The 14,929-nt window shown below is 44.9% G+C and carries 21 protein-coding genes; 6 read left to right on the top strand and 15 right to left on the bottom strand.

The window, feature by feature from the left end:
- Positions 1-32: 32 nt before the first annotated feature.
- The gene (locus tag Q7T66_RS04815; protein ID WP_304932173.1) at positions 33-644 is read right to left on the bottom strand and encodes a hypothetical protein; all 612 of its coding nucleotides are present in this window, start codon (positions 642-644) and stop codon (positions 33-35) included.
- A 340-nt stretch (positions 645-984) separates the two neighbouring features.
- Between Q7T66_RS04815 and Q7T66_RS04810 the strand changes: the two genes are divergently transcribed.
- Both Q7T66_RS04810 and Q7T66_RS04805 read left to right on the top strand, forming a co-directional pair.
- Positions 985-1,380 carry a helix-turn-helix domain-containing protein gene (locus Q7T66_RS04810; RefSeq protein ID WP_304932172.1) on the top strand — a complete coding sequence of 132 codons (396 nt, stop codon included), beginning with the start codon at positions 985-987 and terminating at the stop codon, positions 1,378-1,380.
- A 216-nt stretch (positions 1,381-1,596) separates the two neighbouring features.
- Entirely contained in the window at positions 1,597-2,748 is a 1,152-nt protein-coding gene (locus tag Q7T66_RS04805; protein ID WP_304932171.1) for a hypothetical protein, read from the top strand.
- 378 nt (positions 2,749-3,126) lie between these two features.
- On the opposite strand, the gene Q7T66_RS04800 is transcribed toward Q7T66_RS04805, so the two are convergent.
- The 11 genes from Q7T66_RS04800 to Q7T66_RS04750 all read right to left on the bottom strand — a co-directional run bounded on the left by Q7T66_RS04800 (position 3,127) and on the right by Q7T66_RS04750 (position 9,772).
- Positions 3,127-3,717 (bottom strand): recombinase family protein, encoded by a 591-nt coding sequence (locus Q7T66_RS04800; RefSeq protein ID WP_304932170.1) that lies wholly within the window; start codon positions 3,715-3,717, stop codon positions 3,127-3,129.
- A 400-nt stretch (positions 3,718-4,117) separates the two neighbouring features.
- On the bottom strand, positions 4,118-4,654 hold the full coding sequence (locus Q7T66_RS04795) for a hypothetical protein (RefSeq protein WP_304932169.1): 537 nt from the start codon (positions 4,652-4,654) through the stop codon (positions 4,118-4,120).
- Positions 4,655-4,867: 213 nt separating this feature from the next.
- Positions 4,868-6,184, bottom strand: a complete 1,317-nt coding sequence (locus Q7T66_RS04790; RefSeq protein ID WP_304932168.1) for a primase-helicase family protein — start codon at positions 6,182-6,184, stop codon at positions 4,868-4,870.
- Entirely contained in the window at positions 6,162-6,389 is a 228-nt protein-coding gene (locus tag Q7T66_RS04785; protein ID WP_304932167.1) for a hypothetical protein, read from the bottom strand. Before Q7T66_RS04785 ends, Q7T66_RS04790 begins: the two co-directional genes overlap by 23 nt.
- Complete coding sequence (locus Q7T66_RS04780; RefSeq protein ID WP_304932166.1) at positions 6,386-6,691, bottom strand: hypothetical protein; 306 nt, start codon at positions 6,689-6,691, stop codon at positions 6,386-6,388. The genes Q7T66_RS04785 and Q7T66_RS04780 overlap by 4 nt, the downstream gene beginning before the upstream one ends.
- Positions 6,684-7,166: a hypothetical protein gene (locus tag Q7T66_RS04775; protein WP_304932165.1), complete on the bottom strand. Its 483-nt coding sequence runs from the start codon at positions 7,164-7,166 to the stop codon at positions 6,684-6,686. Before Q7T66_RS04775 ends, Q7T66_RS04780 begins: the two co-directional genes overlap by 8 nt.
- A 13-nt stretch (positions 7,167-7,179) precedes the next feature.
- Entirely contained in the window at positions 7,180-7,443 is a 264-nt protein-coding gene (locus Q7T66_RS04770) for a hypothetical protein (protein ID WP_304932163.1), read from the bottom strand.
- Positions 7,436-7,696, bottom strand: a complete 261-nt coding sequence (locus tag Q7T66_RS04765) for a hypothetical protein (RefSeq protein WP_304932162.1) — start codon at positions 7,694-7,696, stop codon at positions 7,436-7,438. The genes Q7T66_RS04770 and Q7T66_RS04765 overlap by 8 nt, the downstream gene beginning before the upstream one ends.
- Positions 7,696-7,986 carry a hypothetical protein gene (locus Q7T66_RS04760; RefSeq protein ID WP_304932161.1) on the bottom strand — a complete coding sequence of 97 codons (291 nt, stop codon included), beginning with the start codon at positions 7,984-7,986 and terminating at the stop codon, positions 7,696-7,698. The genes Q7T66_RS04765 and Q7T66_RS04760 overlap by 1 nt, the downstream gene beginning before the upstream one ends.
- Before the next feature lie 284 nt (positions 7,987-8,270).
- Positions 8,271-8,519, bottom strand: a complete 249-nt coding sequence (locus Q7T66_RS04755) for a hypothetical protein (RefSeq protein ID WP_304932160.1) — start codon at positions 8,517-8,519, stop codon at positions 8,271-8,273.
- A 212-nt stretch (positions 8,520-8,731) separates the two neighbouring features.
- The gene (locus Q7T66_RS04750; RefSeq protein WP_304932158.1) at positions 8,732-9,772 is read right to left on the bottom strand and encodes a site-specific integrase; all 1,041 of its coding nucleotides are present in this window, start codon (positions 9,770-9,772) and stop codon (positions 8,732-8,734) included.
- Between the two features lie 123 nt (positions 9,773-9,895).
- Here Q7T66_RS04750 and dusA point away from each other — a divergent pair, with 123 nt between their 5' ends.
- The 3 genes from dusA (at position 9,896) to Q7T66_RS04735 (ending at position 12,404) form a co-directional block, all read left to right on the top strand.
- Positions 9,896-10,912 (top strand): tRNA dihydrouridine(20/20a) synthase DusA, encoded by a 1,017-nt coding sequence (dusA, locus tag Q7T66_RS04745; RefSeq protein ID WP_304932157.1) that lies wholly within the window; start codon positions 9,896-9,898, stop codon positions 10,910-10,912.
- Positions 10,913-11,197: 285 nt separating this feature from the next.
- On the top strand, positions 11,198-11,650 hold the full coding sequence (locus tag Q7T66_RS04740; RefSeq protein WP_304932156.1) for a BON domain-containing protein: 453 nt from the start codon (positions 11,198-11,200) through the stop codon (positions 11,648-11,650).
- A 208-nt stretch (positions 11,651-11,858) separates the two neighbouring features.
- Entirely contained in the window at positions 11,859-12,404 is a 546-nt protein-coding gene (locus tag Q7T66_RS04735) for a DUF421 domain-containing protein (protein ID WP_304932155.1), read from the top strand.
- A 121-nt stretch (positions 12,405-12,525) separates the two neighbouring features.
- Here Q7T66_RS04735 and Q7T66_RS04730 read toward each other — a convergent pair whose 3' ends face one another.
- From Q7T66_RS04730 to Q7T66_RS04720, 3 genes are all read right to left on the bottom strand, one after another.
- Positions 12,526-12,666, bottom strand: a complete 141-nt coding sequence (locus Q7T66_RS04730) for an entericidin A/B family lipoprotein (protein ID WP_304932154.1) — start codon at positions 12,664-12,666, stop codon at positions 12,526-12,528.
- A 182-nt stretch (positions 12,667-12,848) separates the two neighbouring features.
- A complete protein-coding gene (locus Q7T66_RS04725; protein WP_304932153.1) occupies positions 12,849-13,193 on the bottom strand; it encodes a YqjD family protein in 345 nt (114 codons plus the stop codon).
- An 83-nt stretch (positions 13,194-13,276) separates the two neighbouring features.
- Positions 13,277-13,531: a hypothetical protein gene (locus Q7T66_RS04720; protein ID WP_304932151.1), complete on the bottom strand. Its 255-nt coding sequence runs from the start codon at positions 13,529-13,531 to the stop codon at positions 13,277-13,279.
- A gap of 372 nt (positions 13,532-13,903) precedes the next feature.
- Between Q7T66_RS04720 and epsC the strand changes: the two genes are divergently transcribed.
- On the top strand, positions 13,904-14,866 hold the full coding sequence (gene epsC, locus Q7T66_RS04715; RefSeq protein ID WP_304932150.1) for a serine O-acetyltransferase EpsC: 963 nt from the start codon (positions 13,904-13,906) through the stop codon (positions 14,864-14,866).
- Positions 14,867-14,929 lie beyond the last annotated feature (63 nt).

Here is a 14,929-nt window from a genome sequence, read left to right as displayed (position 1 = left end):
AAGAAATCTAAACTCAAAAGTGATAAATCGCGCTATTTGGCTAAATGAGGTCGAGTTAAATTTTCCAAGTCTGAAATTTTTCTATTAATCTCTTTAGTAAATTCATTGGACTCATCAAGGCTATCCCATAAGCGTTCTTCTGTAGTTTTTTGAAGCGCTTCTCGTCCATTGAAGTATTCACCCCTACTTGCCGTATTCTTGATATAGCTACTTACAGCGTTCCTAAACATCCCAATACAACTTTCAAAGGCCGTACATTTCTCTTTAATATCTTTACCCCATAGTGCCTCTGCCTCCAGAGCAGATGTTTGATATTCACGAAGCGAACTAAGAACTGGTTTCATACGCGCCTGATAGACAAATTCTTCGGCGCTTGCTTGTACTTTTGGGTCTTGGTCAAAATGTGAATATTCGGAAGGATATTCGTTGCTAAATATAGCCGGTGACCTAGCCATATTGAGCTTATCTCTGAGGTCGTAGGTCGCTCGTATAAGATTGCGAGCCACTTCAAACTGAGCTTTACCTTTTAGTTCTCGATTCCAATTCTTAAGCCCAGCAATAGCCACGCAAGCTGTAACAATTCCTGCGACTGCCAAAGAAATATCTTTTAGAGCGCCAATGACTTGTAGGGTGCATTCACTCATTTTCTCTCCCTTTAGTTCTTGTTAATTGGAGGGATTATAGATGTGCGAATCCGCAAACTGCATTCTAGAAAGAATTGTCTGCAAAGTTTGAAAGTTACACGCCGCATTACACAACTGATTGAAATCAGATTCAAGCTGCTATGTCCTAGCAATCAAAACGTAAAGCCATTTAAGTATTACTTTTTCGTAAGGAGCCTTTAGGCTCTTTTTTTCGTCACAAAAACTACAAACTGAAAATTAAAGCGACAGAATTGTCATACATAATAGTATACATATTTACGTTGTAAATAATTCGTGATTTAATGCAAACATCAACTAGCAACTTAGTAAGCAACAACACATGCAAATAGCTAAATCTACTGTGACTGAGAAGTGGGGCTCTGCCTTAGATGCAGGTTACGTTGTTGTGCCTAATGTGCTTTTGCTTAAACAGCATGATTTAGGTTTGTCAGATAGTGAGGTTCTTGTCTTGCTCCACGTATTTATGGCATGGAGGGAAAAGGATAAGTTGCCTTTTCCAAGTCCTGCTACGTTGGCAAAGAGAATAGGCGTGAACCCGCGAACTGTTCAGCGGCACTTAGCGGCAATTGCAGATAAGGGTTTGATGGTGCGGATAAAAGACGGCGAGGATGGAATTAGGAAGTATGACCCAACCGCCCTAGTCACCAAATTAAAGGCTTTAGCGCCCCATTTAGCAATGCACAAGCATCCCGTGGAGGATGCGGCAAGAATTTGAAAAGTCCTGTCAATGTCCCTCGATTTTTGCTGTCCGGCAAGCAATTTGAATCAGCCCAAATTGCGTAGTGGTCGGGGGGTCTCGATGCGAAGTGCGGTTTCCAAAACCGACTACCGAGCATCGACAGGCATATTTATTGTACCAGCCATTTAAATGATGGCTGATCTGGAGCGGGAGTGCCTATGTGTACTCCCGTTTTTCCGTTATGGGGGAGATATGGCTAAGCGATCGAAACAAGGATATTTTAAAACCAGTTTGAAAACGCTTAAGGCGCTCTCTTTGCATGGAAAGTCAGATTTGGTTATCGGATATTTAGTGCTATCTCGATTTTCCGACGGAGCCCCACCTGAAGGTATAGCTTCGCACACCATTATTGGTGCGGGAGTTAGGTCAATGAAAGATTATGCTGGCCTGTCCGAAGCGACTGGAAAAGGTGTCATTGACGAGTTGATTGAGCTAGGAGTTATTAAGTCAGCGTCATCGGATACTAAAATTCAATATGAGGGCTTGAGGCATCGCCCTATGTATGAAATTCTTAATGCGGAAAACGATCTTGAGCTCCCGAATGCTTTGGTTGAGGGCATGGATGATGGGAGAGTGACTTCCCCATTAAAACGTATTAAGGTTGCGTCCGTGCTTCGTCGGGCGAGTGGTCTAGACGAGCTTTCAAAGAACAGTTTGCGGCTCGATTGCGTAATGCTTCTTTTGACTCTATACGAGTTTAATTCGATGGCATCTTTCGGGGGTGTATCTCCCCGCAGCATACTTAGAAAATGGGAAACCAAAAGTCAGCGGAAAACTGCTGATGGATTGTACGAATGGATGTCTGAGCCTGATGAGGAATCTACAGTGGCGACATACTTGGACTTTATGGTATCAAGCTTGCCCCATTTGGCTAGCATTGCCCCAAAAAAAACAGACAAGATAAATGATCTCTTTCGTGATCGATTTTGGAATGCTTGGGACAATATTCGTCAAATGAGTTTGATTTATGAGGCAGTCACGATGTTCGATGCAAACCCAGTCACAGATCAAAACAGTCGGATCGTTTGTACCTTACGCGTAAATGATTATCACGCGGACTCAAAAGAAGATGGTGATCCTAGCCTGATAAAAACAATGAAAAATGTCGGTGATAGGGCTCTGCATTTTTATACCAATCCAGAAGCTCCTTATGATGCGTCAGGGCAGAGTAGGCAAGATGACGAGAGTTTGCGTCTTTCATGGCCTGATAAGAGTGGGCATATTGTAGGGATTTGGCGTCCACGATTTCGCGTCATTAATTCGGATGCAGGTACTTGGTTTGAAGCTGAACTTGAGGCGATTGAACAGGCATCAAATCGAATCAAATCTTTTATGGGGACATAAAGGTAGAACGACCAATAAAAGTAGGATGACTTCAATAAACGCATAAAGGAAGAATGAGCTTAAAAAAAGAAGAATGAGCGGACGACGAGCCCAAAAAAAAGAAGAAAAAAAATAATAAGGGAAGTGACGCAGGAAGGTGGATTGAAATACCTCTGTGGGCAAAATATCTGCCTATGGCTTAGACACTGCTAGGCAGGAAAACAGAGGTATGTTTGTCGATCCATCGATAATTTTCAAATATCTACAAACACAAACATCGTCGCTAATTCACCGCACCATCGGGAATCCTCTTGGAAGACTCATGGAAGGCTCTTGGAAGGATCATGGAAGACCCTCCGCATTGGCGTCTTTATAGAAACAGCGCCATGCGCGCGCTCTCTAAGTGGGTATAGAGGCTTCAGCAGAACGTACACGCATGATCGTCTGTCTAGTCGTCTTGTAGTCTCTTGCAATAGCAGCGATCGCTTCGCCCTTAGCTATACGCGCTAATACGTTCGCCTTCTGTTCAGCGTCTAAAGCAGATGGTCTGCCGCTTATCTTGCCCTCAGCCTTAGCTCGTGCCTGTCCTGCTTGAGTACGTTCAATCAGTAAGTCCCTTTCAAACTCAGCCATAGCAACTAACACGGTCATAATCATCTTACCTGCAGAGCTTGTTAGGTCAGCACCTCCCAGCTGCAAGCAATGTACCCTTACACCCATCTCAGTTAGATGCTCAACGGTAGCCCTAACGTCCATAGCGTTACGTCCTAGCCTGTCCAGCTTAGTGACGATAAGAACATCTTCCTGCTCCAGTTTGTTTAGTAGCTGAGCGAATCCTTTGCGCTGCAATGCATGCACTGAGCCTGATACGGTTTCTGTGACTGTGCGTTGGGGGGTTACCTTGAAGCCCGCTGCCTCAATCTCCTGTAGCTGGTTGTCTACTGTCTGCAAGGACGTCGATACGCGGCAATAAACAAAGACTCTAGACATGGCTGGCTCTCTATGTACGTTAATGATGTACGAATTTTAGGTGGTGTACTTAATTAAGTCAAGCTATGTTTAGTACATCCCACCGCAGGGTGTACCAAAAGAATCATATTCGTACAGTTGAGATGACCCTGCAGCTTTCGATGCTTAGGCTGAGGTACGGTGCGGGATTATGCTATTTGGTGTGGGTTTGCCGGTATTTATTGAATAAAAAGCAATGCTGACAGCTGGAGCAGGTTATCAAAGTGAGATTTCAAACCGAATACTCTAGCTATCAGAGGAACTGCTAGACGGGAAGCTATACGAGATAACAAATAATCTCTTTATAATCAATTACTTGCGTTATTTTACGGGGAAGGCAAAGAGGTAATATTACATCTAGGCAAAATCGGCTGAGAGTCAATCAGGTAGCGGGGTACAAGACGTGTTCTATCTCATTGTCTGTGTAAGAAAGTCTAAACGTAAATGCATTAATACCTGCCCTCTGCAGCTGGAGAAATCCTAAGTAAGAAGGAAGCGATCTAAGGTCACACCACACTAATCCCGCTTTAATAAGCCGTTGAGCTTCGTCAAAGTTTGGGAGCACATCAAAAACGATTATGAAGTTATTGCGTGTTAGCTCTTTCTGAACGATCGACTGCTTATAAATGCTGTTACTCCAGCTGAAGTTAAGCTCGTCTATTGTTTTTAAATTTCCGTTACGCCATTCCAGTTGTCGAGCAATTGCTTTGTCTGCGCTGGCTTTGCTCGTCTTAGAATTAAGTTCAGAGCATTTAAGCTCAATGAATAAGCCGGTAGCAGGGTGATAAAAATCAGCTTTAGCTTTGAAGCTCACGCCTTGCTTATCCTTAAAAATCGCTTCGAGAGTATCGCTGCACCGGATGCAGGAAAACCTCTGTAGGTAAGGAGCAGTGGTCTCCTCAAATTTTGAATCGTACATAAATCCTTTCATTAAACTTCAGCATCACAAAAGTGATACTTCATACTAATAATAGAGTTCTAAAGAATGTGTCCTAACTGTCCTACCTGATATGTTTGGCAAATAAATTTCTTTATAATCAATGGCTTAAATAATTATTGTTAGGTCGTTCTGGGACACATTTTAGAAAATTAGGACAGATTTGGAGCGAGATAGGACAGGCTGGGACACATCTTAGAAGTCTGAGCTGATGTGTTTTGCTATTGCTAGCGCTTCTTTATCTGTCAGTGCCCTCGCTTTTTGGATTGATCGAGGCTGTAAAACATAAATCTTTGAAGGATTGCAGCCTTCAACTACACGTCTTTTTCTCTCGTATCCTAAAGCTGATAAAGCAGCTTTCACCTTGTCTGGGTTAGGAAACTTGACTCCGCTAGAGATGAGAGAATCATTCAGCATTCCCTCTACAAAAATAGGCTTTTCATCTGTGTATTCCTTAATTGATTGATACAAGACAGAAGTGCTGTTTTCAATCATGGCCTTATGCGTAGGAGTAGAAACATGCTCACCACGCTTAAAGTCCGTGAGATCGATAGACAGGAAGTAGTGATACAAAATAGCTGGCGTGTCTGGGTGCTCAAGAAACTTAACAAAACGAGTAAAGAACTCTTTGCTCTCTGCTTCATTAACAAGATGGTCGCTACGCTCTGTGCAATACAGGCGTCTATCCCCCTCTTCAATCACCAAACCTGCTTCTGGCAGATTCGAGAAAATCATAATCCTGCAGTACACATCACGGCTTACAAGGTTTTGCTGTCCCTTGATTTCTACTGACATGGATTTTCTTGTTATCCCATCTTTTAACTTCATGTAAGCATTGCGATCATTTGCATCACAATCGTCAAAGGCCGCTAACAAGTTATTGCAGAACACTTCTGAGAACGGTTTAAAAGCGTCCGTGTAGCTATTCTTGCTGTAGGTGTGGTTATGCCCTAGCGCCAGCTCTACCAGCCTGTAGAGCGACGATTTACCCGTGCCCGGAGCGCCTGTAACTACAAGAGCTGATTGAGGGCGTATGCATGGATTTTGGATAATGTCAGCTAAAAACATCGGGACGAATTTACGATCATTCTCGTTCATACAAACCCGTTGAAAATACTCCCCCAGAATAGGGGGAGGAATAGATACAAAATCAGGGGTGAATGGGATAAACGTATTCGACAGCTTTACGCCTGCTGAATTAACGAAAAACTTCTCTATCGTTGGTTTCATTGCTGAACCAAAGATTTGAGGTAGCCTTTTTCTCAATTCGTTAGGAAGCTTCTCTATGAATTCTGGATACTCGCTTTGAGCTACTTTGATTCCTTCAGTAGAAGCCCACTTTGGAAAGCAATCTACAAAAAATTGCGGGTTCACTTCCTGATTGCCTTTACTCTTTAAAGCCATTACAGAAATCTTAGAGTAGTCGTGGCAATAGCTTTCATTCTCTAAATGTTTTGCGTATCTCTTCGTTGCTTCTTTTGCTGATAGTTCAGTGGTTTTTGTAGTTGTCATGTGGTTCCTTATCTTTGCCAGCTTCGTTGGCGATCATGTTTTTGATTATTGTCGATTGATTCAACCCGGTCTCTCTAACGAGCACCTGTAGTGCTAGCCATGTCTCAGGTAATAAATAGAGATACTTACGCTGCAGTCGAACTCCGTCTTTAGCAACAAGCTCCTGGCGATCTGTGCTTTTGATCGTGCGAATATTGCTGCTCATTTCTTCTCTCCGTAAATGGATTTGATCAACTCACTTGTAGGTGTGGTTACCGCTTCAGTTGAAAGGGCTGGCTTAGCCTCCGTCACCAGCTGCTCAATCGCTGTTAAGTAATCAACACCTCGTGCAGCCGCGATCAAACAGAGCGCGGAGAGGGTCTGTGCTGACAATTCAAGTGAGAACGAATCAAGCTTAGCGATTGCGCTTGCTGTAGGGGCTGTAGTGGCTTTAGAAGTCGTTTGTGTGGCTTTCGCCACTACAGGAACAAACTTCTTATTCATAGCTGCTTTAATCCGATTAAGCATTCTTGCCTCCTTTGATTGCTGGTTTAGCTGGTGCAAGCAACCTCAACGAATAGAGTCCAATGTCAAAGTAATCAATTGAATTTAAATCCACCTGATAGCCTTTATTGCACCAGTGGCTAATGTCCATGCAAAGAGCCACGGGGTTCTTAGCCTCTATCTGCACAACAGCAGGAGATGATGCGAGAAAGTCTTCTCTCTCTTTTTCTTTCTTCACTACTTCGTCAGCAGCTGCAGCAGCTTTGGCTTGCTTCTGTTTCTCACGCTCTACGTTCTCAGCGTAGTATTCAGAGTCTGTTAGTGGGCGTGTCTCTTTGTTGTCTGCTCGGGTTTGTGCTTCTCTAATCAGGCGCTCAGTATTTCTGTTGTGCTGATAGATGCGCTCATGTTCTGCTGCGTGCGCTGCAATCGCTTCTTGAGAGTGCAAAACGTCAATTGATAGAGGGTTTGGAAATTTAAGTAGTAAGTTATTTGTCATTTTGTTTGTTCCTTTATAGTTGTTTTAAGAAGTTCTTTAGCTTTTGAATGAGTGATTTTTTAGGGCGCTGACATCTAAATGTTCTGGCTTTATCACCAGCTGATAGCGTGAAACCCCCAGCTAGTGAAGCCCTAAAGAAGGTATTCATTCCCACTTTTTCGCCTAGCTCACGCTCCATCTGATCTCGGAAATTTGAGTCAAACAGGAGATCGTCTGGCATTGATTCGAGATAAGTGCGTACAGCGAAAATTGAAGCTAATGTTTGAGCGTTATCCATTTAAGACCTCAAGCTTCTTCACTTTTTCCAATATCGTTGCGTAGTGCTGGGTCTGGATAGGGGACAGGCGATAGGACGACTGAAGCGGATTTTCGATTCCGAATGCAATCACCTCACCGGCTCTCCAATAAGGGCGTTCGGAATGCTTAATGCTTAGGTGGTTTAGTACCTCTGCCATCGCTGGATAGCTGGCTCCGAGGGATATCAAGTGGATGAGCACGCTGCTCACGTAGGAGACATAAATTGAACGCATTATTTACCACTCAATCTTGGCGACTGATAGAGAGCTGTAAAAGCATCCTTAAGCGTTAGTTGTCCACTGACGATAAGAAGAAGCAGCTCTTGGTATAACGTTGATTTGAAATGCTCAGCAGGATTTCTAAGTTTCCAAATGTCTTGTTCTATAGCGTTGCATGAGTAAGCAAGCCCACGAGGTGTTGTCAGCTGTAGCTCGTTAAGCTTTGCAGCGATAGCAGTGTTTGATGAACCTGCTCTAAGTTGCTGCAGGATAGTAATAATAGTTTGTTGACTTTTTGATAACACGATATTGTCCCTCCATTTGGTGGATATAGTTTTTAGAATTTTTGGGTTTGGTACTACAGGGGTGGCACAGGGCTTCTGCGCGGTAAAACGAGGGACGCAGTAGATGATCTACTGGTCTTTAGATAAGGAGGGTATAGATTTCCTCACTAATATAAAAGATTATACAGCAATTAGTTTAAATGTCAAGATATTTGTCATTGACCTAGGTCAAGATTATTAAAATGAATTTATCTAAAAGCACTCCAGCAGCGTTATAGCTACAGGAGCACTCTTTAGTATCACGCCTACAGCATCTGTGAGGCGGGGTCTAGCGGAATGCGCTCTTTGACTAGGGAGGTCAAATAAGTCTTGAGTCCGTCGATGGGGTAGAAGAATTCATTACCCCAGTAGGCATAGGTCGGCCCTGTGCCGGTGTTGCGCCACTTCTTAAGGGTAGATAGCTCTACACCTGATAGTGCTGCTACATCAGCCTCTGAAACGAAGCCTAAAAGCTGTAAAAGTTGTTGTTGATTTACTCCTGTGTTGTTAGTCATGGTGAACCTCCCTGCGTTGCGCTAATTCCTCCTAATTTGGTTTAGCTGGTTGATAAAATGGTGTTTAAAAAGCTTTCGGGCAGGATGGAAGAACAGTCCGAGGAGGGCTAAAAAATAAACAAGCGTCTCCGCTTGCTCAAATCTAGTTCTGCTCATCCCACGCCTCTTGCCAACCAACAACAAAAGACCGAAAAGCTTTTACAACGGAAATATTATGCCACAGAAATAGACTTCTGTGTTAGGAAATTTAGAACGTCCTTGGCTGTGGTATGCGTGTAGCGTGCAAGCATCTTCCAATCTTTATGGCCTGTGAAGATTGCAACCTGTTGGATTTGGAAGCCCATCTTATTAAACAGGTCGCTTGTAGCCTTATGGCGTAAGTCATGGAAGTGGAGGTTTTTGATCCCTGTAGCCTTGCAAGCCCGTGTAAAGGAGGTAGAGACTGTGTTGGCTTCAAAAGGGAATACTCTTCCTGTTTTACTCTCTGCAAAGATAGGCTCTATGATTTTCCATGCAGCAGGGAGTAGGGGAACCGTTTGATCGTTGCCATACTTCTTCTGAGGGTCTTTCCTGTTGCGAATGATGATAGACGGTGTGGATGGGTCTATATCACTCAATAAGATAGAGCAGATTTCTTCCTGTCTCATAGTAGTGGCTAAAGCAAACCTGCAAATAGTCTCCATAGGCGTCTTCATTGTCTTGCTCTTAGACCAGTGTGCATACAGAAGGTCAAGCTCCGCGTCTTCGGGCATTCGATCACGCTCTTTACTACGGGTATTAACCTTCAGAGCTGATAACTGTGCTCTGGCGTCTCTAGTGAGGTTTAAATCTAAGTCCATTTTGCGTGCGTGCTTACCGTACTTAAGAATAGCTGTAAGGAAGCACAGATCGGCGGCAATCGTCACACCACCTGCGGTCTTACGTCTTTTAGTTATGAATTCCATCATGTGCAAGTTAGAAAGGGAGCGAAGACCAATATTGCCCAGCTCTCGCTTTAGCATAGTAAGAGTAGCTGTCTTGGTTTTCCCTCCTGCTGGGGTGTCACGCACGAATTCGTCTATAAGCATCCCTACGGTGTAGCCCTCTTCAATGGATTGGAAGCCAGAGGATATAATACGTTTCGCCTGTGATTCTCTCGCGGTAGCCCACTCAACAGCATCTCGTCTAAGCTTGAATGTATTGCTATCTTTCAGACCAGTTTTGCGTATCTGCGCACGCCAATGGCCTGAAGCTAATTTTGTGTAAGTTGCCATTTCGTGAGCAGTCCGTGTGCATTCTTAAGAGTATCTATTATCTATCATTTGTCTATTCCGTGTGCATTTCGTGAGCAGCTGTGAGCAAAAAACAGCAAAAACAAGAAAGTTGAAGGATTTTAAGTGGTTGATTCTAAACGAATTAATGGTAGAAGAATATCTGTTGCTCCAATGATGGATTGGACCGATAGGCATTGCCGCATGTTTCATAGACAGATCAGTCGCCATACCTGGCTGTACACGGAAATGGTGACGACCGGCGCTTTGCTGCACGGTGATGTGGCGCGTCATCTGGACTTCAACGATGAAGAGCATCCAGTTGCCTTGCAGCTTGGCGGAAGCGAGCCGGCGGATCTGGCGAAGAGCGCCAAGCTCGGCGAGCAATGGGGTTACGACGAGGTTAATCTGAATTGCGGTTGTCCATCAGAGCGCGTGCAAAAAGGCGCGTTCGGTGCGTGCTTGATGAGTGAGGCTTCGCTGGTTGCAGATTGCGTCAAGGCGATGCGCGATGCGGTACAGATTGATGTGACCGTCAAGCATAGGATCGGGATTGATGACATCACGTCTTACGATTTTGTGCGCGACTTTGTTGGCACTGTTGCGGATGCCGGTTGCAATACTTTTATCGTCCACGCACGCAATGCGATTCTCAAGGGCTTGAGTCCGAAAGAGAATCGCGAGATCCCACCTTTGCGTTATGAGTTTGCACATCAGTTGAAAAAGGATTTTCCACAATTGGAAATCCTCATCAATGGCGGCTTTAAAACGCAGGAAGAAATCGATGCGCATCTCTTGCATGTCGATGGCGTGATGATAGGCCGCGAGGCGTATCACAACCCGTTCATGATGTCGTCCTTCGATGCGCGTTATTACGGTGACGATGCGGTACCGAAAACGCGAGCGGAAGTTTTGCATGCGATGATTCCGTATATCCGTTCGCAGCTTGAGAAGCATGGCAAGAGCGAGAAGAGTGGCGGTTTGAAATTGAACAGCATCACGCGTCACATGCTGGGCTTGATGGCAGGTCTGCCGAATGCGCGTGCATTCCGCCAAACTTTATCGGATTCGAAAAAGCTGGCCCTTGGCGATCCAGATTTGTTATTGCAAGCGTTGGCGCGCATGCAACCGATCGCAGCCTAGGACTTCTTACCTACTGCAGAATTTTCAATTTTCTGTGCTAAATCCTGCTCTTTTATCTGTAAATTTTACAGATAATGTAAATCCTGCTTGTTGCAAAATCTTTTTCTCAAACAAGATTTTTTAGTGAGAACCTTCTAGAAATAGTGTGGTCAATCAGATAACCGATTCTGTTTTTAAGTGCTTCTTGAAGGCAAGTCGGATTCTCGATTCAAGTGCCATATGAAATCTCCGCTTCCGTAATTTTGAGTGGAACTGGTATTTCTTATTCCCTGAAAGGAAATCATGATGAAAACATTGCCAAATAATTCCCGTGTAGTTCTTGCTGCAGCTGTATTGACCGTATTGTTCGCCGCAGGTTGTGAACGTCGTGCGCCTACCGATCCTGCTACTGGCGCTACGCCTCCAGCAGAGTCGCCAGCGGTGACAACACCAGCACCAAGCGCACAACCTGAAACGACTCCTGCCGCACCTGCTCCAGTGACAGAAAGCACACCTGCTGGTAGCGATCAAATGGCAGGTAGTGTGGTTGACGACACAGTTATCACGACCAAAGTGAAAACCGCTTTGTTGGCTGACTCTGATGTCAAAGGCTTGGATGTAAATGTTGATACGGTTAAAGCGATCGTTACTTTGAACGGCGCAGTCAACAATCAAACTCAGATTGATCGTGCCGGCAAACTCGCGACCGATGTGCCAGGTGTGAAGTCTGTGATTAATAACCTTACGATCAAAAAATAATAGTCATCGCCCTCAAGCCTGAGTATTCAAGCTTTTTGAATATTCAAGTTTTATACAGGCTTGAAGCTGACTAAGATTGTTTGATGGACGTATCGACCGAAGCCGGATTTAAATCTGCTTCGGTCGTTTTTTATTGTGGGCGGTTTGTTCAAACTCAATAATATTTTTTTCAATGGTCTGCTGAATCGATATTCCACAAGAGGACGCAATGAATCTTTTTCTCGGCATTGATTGGGTAGAATTATTCAAGATCAGCGTTCCGATCTCGGAAATGATTGTGCGTGGCACCGCGATTTACTGGTTCCTCTTTATTATTTTTCGTTTTGTCATTCCGCGCGACGTTGGCGCGATAGGCATTGCCGATATTCTGATCCTGGTGATCATTGCCGACGCTTCGCAAAATGCGATGTCGGGCGACTATAAAACCATTACCGATGGCATGGTTCTGATTGCAGTACTGGTCGGCTGGAATCTTGCATTCGACAGACTGGCTTTTTACTTTCCTTCGTTCCGCCGCTTTGCGACGCCGCCCACTTTATGCCTGGTGAAGGATGGCCGTATGTTGAAACGAAATATGCGGCGTGAATTTATTACTGACGACGAATTATGGAGTCACTTGCGGATGGAAGGTGTTGAATCTTTGGCGCAAGTGCGCACGGTTTATCTGGAGTCTGATGGCGGCTTCAGTGTCATCAAGAAAGAAAATAGCGATCATCACAGTCCGCATAGTCCTTCGCGTTCGGAAAGCATCTGAGCATGAACCGCTTGTGTAAATATTGCATGAGAAGGCTGCGTCGAAGGTAAAAATTACTTGTAATACAGACGCAAAAAAAGCGTGAATTTCTTCACGCTTTTTTATCGGTACAAAGAACTTATTAGTTCTTTGCTTTAACTGCTGCGTCTTGTACTTTTTCGCCGCCACGTTCTACGTCTTTGCCTGCACCTTGAATGGTGTTACAAGCTGACAGTCCAACGCTCATTGCAACGAGACACATAATGGAAATGATTTTTTTCATGATATTTTTCCTTTCAGTAAGTGGATAAGCGTAGGAACGCCTCCTTAATTTTTCCAGAAATTATTCCTGGAAAACGTCCGCGTCGCTTTTCCTCATCTGGTCAAGCAACTTGATAGTTGGACAATCGTTTGCAATAAAGTTCATTCAAACAATGTTTGAATCAATTGATTGAATGAAATATTTTATTTCCGGCCAATAATCACGCCGAGCAGTACGCCGAAGCCGACCGCTAGTGAAATCGATTTGATTGGCTTCTCTTTAACGTAATCGCTTGTTACTTCTACGCCGTGATTAAACTGGCGGCCGGCTTCTACTGCAATGCCTTTTGCCGCAACACGTAATGAATTAAATTTTGCAAGAATGCGTTCTTGCGCATCGTGCAGTTCTGCATCGGTCAATTCGGCAGCATGGCCAAGCAAGGTGTCGAGATCCGCTTTCAATGTTTGCAAGTCATCGCGCAAAGTTGCGGTTGAAGCAGTAGCCGATTTTGCGCTACGGGCTGGCAGAGTGGAGGTATTCGAGCTCATGTGGATTCCTTTACTGTAGTGGTCTATTAAAGAGATGGATACTAATCAAAGGTAGTTCAAATTGATGCGCTTACTTATCAAGGTCAAGGCCATGGTGCGGGGTTGACGTTGGAGTACTGCGGCCCGCCATCTTCTGGTTCCGGGACCTTAGCATTGCGCTTGCCCAAGTCAAAATCGCGAGTCGTCAATAATGCGATTTCTTTCCGGGCAACATCAAAATCCCCATTGGTCGGCGGTGTGTCTTTGTCCGGCCAATTGGCAATCGTCCAGGTCGCAAATTCCTCGAAGCGTCGCTTCAATTCATTTGAAAATTCTGCATGCTCTTCATTGATTGCCATGGTGATTTCCCCTTTTGAGTGAATCGCAAAAACCAGCACTTAAGCTGGTTATGCAAGGTCTGACCACAACAGTTCGCAATGATTCGTTCCAGAATCAAATTATTTGAGAAATTTTTCTAATCGCTTGCCTGGCCTTCAGCGAAAAAAGTAGGCGATATCCCACGCTGAGAGTGTGGATGGCGGGTGCGGCTTGCTGGCGGCATCGCTTCCAGCATTTTTCGCCTTTGGATATGCGGTTTTATTCGTATTCAAGCACCTGAACACGCTCCTATAATTTCCTCGTCTTCATGATGTTTCATCTCTTAGTAGTTTTCCGATAGTCGATTTCGATCGACTATCGATTTTTTTCTCCAACGATTTTCACTGCACACCATGTCAAATTTGCGTCCATCACTCGAGCTTGTCGTCCCCGTTGCTGCCGGAACCTGGGGCTTGAACGATGTCGTCCGCTCCTTGCGTGAATCGCGAGAAGAAACACATAACATCCGCTACCGTGGGCAGATTCGTGAATTGCCTTCACGCGAGGCATTAACAAAAATTTTGGGCGGTCTGTCGGCAGCTCTGTTTCCTACTCATTACGGCCAACCCGATTTGACCGATGAGAGCATCGATTACTTTGTCGGGGACAAACTCAATGTCGCATTGAATGACCTGGCGGAACAAGTACGCCGTGGTCTTCTTTTTATTTCGCATCACGATGCAGACGGTAAAGAGAGCGATCAGCCAATCAACATCAGCCATGAAACGCTGGAACGCGAAGCCTTGCAAATCACACGCAATTTCGCTGAGCAATTACGCCATATTCGCGACTTGCTGGTAACAGATCTGCAGGCTGCCTATCAAGGCGATCCGGCGGCGCATAGCGTGTCGGAAATTCTGCTCTGCTATCCCGGCATGACTGCCATCATTTATCACCGTTTTGCACATGCACTACATAATCTTGGTGCGCCTTTCCTGGCGCGCCTGATTTCAAGCATTGCGCATTCAACGACAGGCATAGACATTCATCCGGGCGCAGAAATTGGCGGTAGCTTCTTTATTGATCACGGGACCGGAGTTGTGATTGGCGAGACGGCAGTCATCGGTCATCGCGTGCGTTTGTACCAGGCAGTGACGCTGGGTGCCAAGCGTTTTCCGACTGACGAGAACGGCGTGCTGATCAAAGGCAATGCGCGCCATCCTATCGTCGAAGACGATGTCGTGATTTACGCCGGTGCGACTGTGCTTGGCCGTATCACGATAGGTAAAGGCTCCACCATTGGTGGCGGTGTCTGGCTAACGCAAACTGTCCCGCCGGCCAGCAGCATTACGCAAGCGCAAACGCGTAATCATTAATCAGTTTTTAGTAAATGATAGTTCTCCGAAAGACGGCATATATTTGCCGTCTTTTTATTTGGA

The sequence above is a fragment of the Herminiimonas sp. genome, assembly GCF_030655415.1.
This window is presented reverse-complemented; position numbering and strand designations above follow the sequence as displayed.

Bases quoted from the DNA above. Each gene is read 5' to 3' on its own strand.
- Q7T66_RS04815 (WP_304932173.1), bottom strand. From the start codon at position 644: ATGAGTGAATGCACCCTACAAGTCATTGGCGCTCTAAAAGATATTTCT.
- Q7T66_RS04810 (WP_304932172.1), top strand. From the start codon at position 985: ATGCAAATAGCTAAATCTACTGTGACTGAGAAGTGGGGCTCTGCCTTA.
- Q7T66_RS04805 (WP_304932171.1), top strand. From the start codon at position 1,597: ATGGCTAAGCGATCGAAACAAGGATATTTTAAAACCAGTTTGAAAACG.
- Q7T66_RS04800 (WP_304932170.1), bottom strand. From the start codon at position 3,717: ATGTCTAGAGTCTTTGTTTATTGCCGCGTATCGACGTCCTTGCAGACA.
- Q7T66_RS04795 (WP_304932169.1), bottom strand. From the start codon at position 4,654: ATGTACGATTCAAAATTTGAGGAGACCACTGCTCCTTACCTACAGAGG.
- Q7T66_RS04790 (WP_304932168.1), bottom strand. From the start codon at position 6,184: ATGACAACTACAAAAACCACTGAACTATCAGCAAAAGAAGCAACGAAG.
- Q7T66_RS04785 (WP_304932167.1), bottom strand. From the start codon at position 6,389: ATGAGCAGCAATATTCGCACGATCAAAAGCACAGATCGCCAGGAGCTT.
- Q7T66_RS04780 (WP_304932166.1), bottom strand. From the start codon at position 6,691: ATGCTTAATCGGATTAAAGCAGCTATGAATAAGAAGTTTGTTCCTGTA.
- Q7T66_RS04775 (WP_304932165.1), bottom strand. From the start codon at position 7,166: ATGACAAATAACTTACTACTTAAATTTCCAAACCCTCTATCAATTGAC.
- Q7T66_RS04770 (WP_304932163.1), bottom strand. From the start codon at position 7,443: ATGGATAACGCTCAAACATTAGCTTCAATTTTCGCTGTACGCACTTAT.
- Q7T66_RS04765 (WP_304932162.1), bottom strand. From the start codon at position 7,696: ATGCGTTCAATTTATGTCTCCTACGTGAGCAGCGTGCTCATCCACTTG.
- Q7T66_RS04755 (WP_304932160.1), bottom strand. From the start codon at position 8,519: ATGACTAACAACACAGGAGTAAATCAACAACAACTTTTACAGCTTTTA.
- Q7T66_RS04750 (WP_304932158.1), bottom strand. From the start codon at position 9,772: ATGGCAACTTACACAAAATTAGCTTCAGGCCATTGGCGTGCGCAGATA.
- Q7T66_RS04740 (WP_304932156.1), top strand. From the start codon at position 11,198: ATGAAAACATTGCCAAATAATTCCCGTGTAGTTCTTGCTGCAGCTGTA.
- Q7T66_RS04735 (WP_304932155.1), top strand. From the start codon at position 11,859: ATGAATCTTTTTCTCGGCATTGATTGGGTAGAATTATTCAAGATCAGC.
- Q7T66_RS04730 (WP_304932154.1), bottom strand. From the start codon at position 12,666: ATGAAAAAAATCATTTCCATTATGTGTCTCGTTGCAATGAGCGTTGGA.
- Q7T66_RS04725 (WP_304932153.1), bottom strand. From the start codon at position 13,193: ATGAGCTCGAATACCTCCACTCTGCCAGCCCGTAGCGCAAAATCGGCT.
- Q7T66_RS04720 (WP_304932151.1), bottom strand. From the start codon at position 13,531: ATGGCAATCAATGAAGAGCATGCAGAATTTTCAAATGAATTGAAGCGA.
- epsC (WP_304932150.1), top strand. From the start codon at position 13,904: ATGTCAAATTTGCGTCCATCACTCGAGCTTGTCGTCCCCGTTGCTGCC.